Origin of the sequence: Pseudomonas baetica (assembly GCF_019733355.1) — a bacterium.
Classification (GTDB): Bacteria; Pseudomonadota; Gammaproteobacteria; order Pseudomonadales; family Pseudomonadaceae; genus Aquipseudomonas; species Aquipseudomonas baetica_A.
Genome location: NZ_JAIHLQ010000097.1, coordinates 1 through 3,708 on the forward strand (window position 1 = coordinate 1; position 3,708 = coordinate 3,708).

Below are 3,708 nucleotides of genomic sequence, written 5' to 3' on the forward strand. Positions count from 1 at the left end.
GTCCCCTTCGTCTAGTGGCCTAGGACACCGCCCTTTCACGGCGGTAACAGGGGTTCGAGTCCCCTAGGGGACGCCATTTGCGGGAATAGCTCAGTTGGTAGAGCACGACCTTGCCAAGGTCGGGGTCGCGAGTTCGAGTCTCGTTTCCCGCTCCAATTTNTGCGGGAATAGCTCAGTTGGTAGAGCACGACCTTGCCAAGGTCGGGGTCGCGAGTTCGAGTCTCGTTTCCCGCTCCAATTTCACAAAAACGCCGCTCAATAGAGCGGCGTTTTTGTATGCGTGTGTTTTTACTTTACTGATTGAAGTCATCGAGTCAGTCAAAAAAAGAGGCCCGCCGAAGAGATTCGGCGGGCCTCTTGCGTTTCAGTTCTGATTACCAGGACAGCATCAGTCGACCGGCAAACAAAATCAGCACGACGCCCATGGTGCGTTCGAACCAGTGCCCCATGCGCATGAACAGCAGTCGAACCTTGCTGCTTGAGAAAAACAGCGCAACCACCACAAACCATAGGGCGTTCACCAAGCACATCCACAAACCATAAAGCGCCTGAATTTCAAGTGGCGTGCTGGCGCTGATGATCGTGGTAAAGATCGCGAGAAAGAACAGTGTGGCTTTCGGGTTGGTGGCATTGGTCAGAAAACCGGTACTGAAGGCTTTGAACAGGGTTTGTTCAGCTATCGGCTCGTCGTTCGTTTTCCCCTCGAGTGTCGATTTCGGTTTGCTACGCAGCAGGCTGACACCCAGGTACAGGATATAAGCACCGCCAATCACTTTGGCAACCGTCAGCAACCATGGGGTCGTGTGCATCAATGCGCCTACGCCCAGCAATGTGTACAGCACATGTACGGAAATCCCTGCGCCGATGCCCAATGCCGTGCAGATGCCCACCAGTCGGCCAAAGCGCACACTCTGGCGAATAGTGACCGCAAAGTCAGGGCCGGGAGCGACCACGGCCAGAAAGTGAATGGTGGCCAGCGCCAGAAACTCGCCCAGGTAATTCGATAACATCTCAGCTCCAGAAGGTCAGGGGTGAAGCATTGCCGCGATAGCCGACAAAGAAGGACAGGCTCAAGCGCGGATCCGTTACACCCGGAGTCACTGAGTGCATGCAGCGCGAATTGAACATGATGAAATCGCCGGGTTCTGGCCGAACTTCGAGTGTGGGTGGTCCAAGCAGAGCCGGGTCGATGCCGTAACTGTCGCCACGCATCTCGTCGAACAGATCGGGCGATATATCGTCGTCCCACATCTGCAACGCGCCACCTTCGGTCGGCATGTTCAGGTACACGTTGCAGGCAAACTGTGCTTCCAGGCTGCGCGCTTGAAAGCTCTCCGGTGCGTCCTTGGCGAAAATGTCGTGGTGGGCGAGGAAGCACACGCCGGGTTTTACGACTCGCGACAGGCCGACGTACATTTTGCGACCGTATAGATTTTCCAGATGCGCACCGGCCGGCCACGACTCGTCGAGCATGCAGCGCAGTGTATCGACCGGTGAGGAGTAGGGGGCGCAGCGATTACGCAGTTCAGCGATGTTGCTGGTGGCGCGTTCGAAGTAATCCTCGATCAGCAGCGGCTGGTTTTCCGCCTCGTAAAACGCCATACCGATACGGCCGATACTCGGTGCGTTGATGTAGCCCTCAAAGCCTGGGGCGAGAATCTTGTCGCCAATCTGGATTGCCAGCGGTTCGGGCAAAAAGCCTTTGACGCGAATGGCGAGGACTTCTTCGTTGGCCAGTTTTTTTATGCACGTCTCATCGAGACGCTCGACGTCTAGCATCATTTTTTTAGGTCCATCTATCGATAGTCAACGGAACCGGCGAATGCGGTTCCCCGGCGCCGGACATTGCGCGGAGCAATGTCCGAAAATGCTCAATCCACGCTGTAGTGGACGGACAATGTGCCTTTCTTCTGTGAAAGGGACGCGATCGTGACTGTGCCCAGATCCTTCAGGCTTCGTACATGGGTGCCACCGCAGCCATAGGCTGGCAGTTCACCAAAACCGATTTCCCGCGCACCTTCGCGCAACGAGGTCAGGCGTGGCAGATCGTGCTCGATCCACTGATCGATACCGAGTTGAACGGTGTGTGCGTCAACTTCCTGTGCGGCATCACCTGGCTTGAATTGCACCCGGCCTTCATTCGGCCAGTGGTGTGCTTTGATAGGCGTCCACCCCATGGCCTGGACGAAATGCCCGATCAAATGCCCGGCCGAATGCAGGCGAGTGTTGAAGCAGCGGCGATCTTCGTCGACGCGAATACAGGTCATGCCGAGCGTGACCGGTTGATCAACGAAATGGATGATTCGATCCGCTTCTTGCACTACGCGCAGCACCTGGCTTGCGCCGATCCAGCCGGTATCACAGGGTTGGCCGCCCCCTTGCGGATGAAACAGGGTAGCGCGCAGTTCTACCGCGAATTCGTTCTCGTGGGGCGTGCAGTCGAGGACTTCTACATTAGCCTTGAGGTCATCACTATGGAAAAAGAGGCGAAGCGTCATATTCCATGCCCTTATTAAAGTTTCTATTTTTATTATATGAATCGTGCAATAACGTGATAATCCGTTCAAACATCAAAGGACTTGTGCGCTGTGAGCATAAATCTACCGCTGCCGTTACTCGGTGAAATGGCGATTTTCGTCAAGGTCGTTGAAACTGGCAGCTTTTCTGAAGCCGCCCGCCAACTCGGATCGTCGCCTTCAGCGATAAGCCGCAGCATTTCCCGACTGGAAAAAGCGTTGGCCACACGGTTGCTGCAGCGCACCACGCGCAAACTGCGCCTGAGTGATGGGGGAGAAGAGGTGTTCAAGCGCTGCCAGGAAATGGTCAGCGCTGCCAAGTCCGTGATGGAAATCAGCGGCCAGTTCACCCATGAGGCTGAAGGGCTGGTGCGGGTCAGCGTACCGAAAGCGGTGGGGCGTTTCGTGATTCATCCGCATATGCCCGAATTTCTGCGGCGTTATCCCAAAGTCGATGTGGAGTTGTTACTGGAGGACCGGCAGGTCGATCTGATCGACGATCATGTCGATCTGGCGATTCGCATCACCGATCGGCCGCCCGCCGGGTTGGTAGGGCGGCAATTGTTGACGATTGACCATTTGCTCTGCGCGACCCCGCAATACCTGGCCGAAAACGGCACGCCAAAGCACCCTCACGACTTGCTCGAACACAGCTGCATTTATCTAGGGGAAACCCCAAGCGATGCGCGCTGGAAATTCAAAAAAGGCAGCAACGCCGTGACGGTCGGCGTGCGTGGCCGATATGCCGCCAATCACACTGGCGTGAGGCTGGGAGCGGTGTTGCAGCATATTGGAATTGGCAGCCTTCCGTACTTCACCGCGCGGTATGCCCTGGAGCAGAAGTTGATTGTGCAGGTATTGCCAGAGTGGACCTTCCTGGCTTCTTACCATGGCGGACTCTGGCTGCTGCATTCGCCGACGCGTTATTTGCCGCCGAAGCTGCGGGTGTTTATCGACTACCTGGTGGAGTGTCTGGAGAAGGAGCCGACCTTGAGCAAGCCCGGTAAGTCGGGCGGCGCGAGTAATGCTGCGATGGTCTATGAATTGCCTGAAAGTGAAGGGCTGCTCTAACTGTCTAGTCCTGAAATAGGTTTACACCTGTTTCACCCCAACGCCCGATGCACTGCATCGGGCGTTTTGTATTTTAAGGACAGGTGCGGGCGTTCCTGGTTGTAGATCAGGATCGCTTCTC

The 3,708-nt window shown here is 55.9% G+C and carries 4 protein-coding genes and 3 tRNA genes; 4 read left to right on the forward strand and 3 right to left on the reverse strand.

What is annotated here, in order from left to right; translation table 11 throughout:
- The 3 genes from K5E40_RS34060 (at position 1) to K5E40_RS34070 (ending at position 237) form a co-directional block, all read left to right on the forward strand.
- Positions 1 to 76: transfer RNA gene (locus K5E40_RS34060), tRNA-Glu, on the forward strand.
- A 3-nt stretch (positions 77 to 79) separates the two neighbouring features.
- A tRNA-Gly gene (locus tag K5E40_RS34065) sits at positions 80 to 155 on the forward strand.
- A gap of 6 nt (positions 156 to 161) precedes the next feature.
- A tRNA-Gly gene (locus K5E40_RS34070) sits at positions 162 to 237 on the forward strand.
- A 137-nt stretch (positions 238 to 374) separates the two neighbouring features.
- Here K5E40_RS34070 and K5E40_RS34075 read toward each other — a convergent pair.
- The 3 genes from K5E40_RS34075 to K5E40_RS34085 all read right to left on the reverse strand — a co-directional run bounded on the left by K5E40_RS34075 (position 375) and on the right by K5E40_RS34085 (position 2,498).
- Positions 375 to 1,010: a LysE family translocator gene (locus K5E40_RS34075; protein WP_221734405.1), complete on the reverse strand. Its 636-nt coding sequence runs from the start codon at positions 1,008 to 1,010 to the stop codon at positions 375 to 377.
- Between the two features lies 1 nt (position 1,011).
- Complete coding sequence (locus tag K5E40_RS34080) at positions 1,012 to 1,782, reverse strand: 2OG-Fe(II) oxygenase (RefSeq protein WP_221734406.1); 771 nt, start codon at positions 1,780 to 1,782, stop codon at positions 1,012 to 1,014.
- An 89-nt stretch (positions 1,783 to 1,871) separates the two neighbouring features.
- The gene (locus K5E40_RS34085; protein WP_221734407.1) at positions 1,872 to 2,498 is read right to left on the reverse strand and encodes an alanyl-tRNA editing protein; all 627 of its coding nucleotides are present in this window, start codon (positions 2,496 to 2,498) and stop codon (positions 1,872 to 1,874) included.
- Positions 2,499 to 2,588: 90 nt separating this feature from the next.
- Between K5E40_RS34085 and K5E40_RS34090 the strand changes: the two genes are divergently transcribed.
- On the forward strand, positions 2,589 to 3,587 hold the full coding sequence (locus tag K5E40_RS34090; RefSeq protein WP_221734408.1) for a LysR family transcriptional regulator: 999 nt from the start codon (positions 2,589 to 2,591) through the stop codon (positions 3,585 to 3,587).
- The last annotated feature ends 121 nt before the right edge of the window (positions 3,588 to 3,708 follow it).

Bases quoted from the DNA above. Each gene is read 5' to 3' on its own strand.
- K5E40_RS34085 (WP_221734407.1), bottom strand. From the start codon at position 2,498: ATGACGCTTCGCCTCTTTTTCCATAGTGATGACCTCAAGGCTAATGTA.
- K5E40_RS34080 (WP_221734406.1), bottom strand. From the start codon at position 1,782: ATGATGCTAGACGTCGAGCGTCTCGATGAGACGTGCATAAAAAAACTG.
- K5E40_RS34075 (WP_221734405.1), bottom strand. From the start codon at position 1,010: ATGTTATCGAATTACCTGGGCGAGTTTCTGGCGCTGGCCACCATTCAC.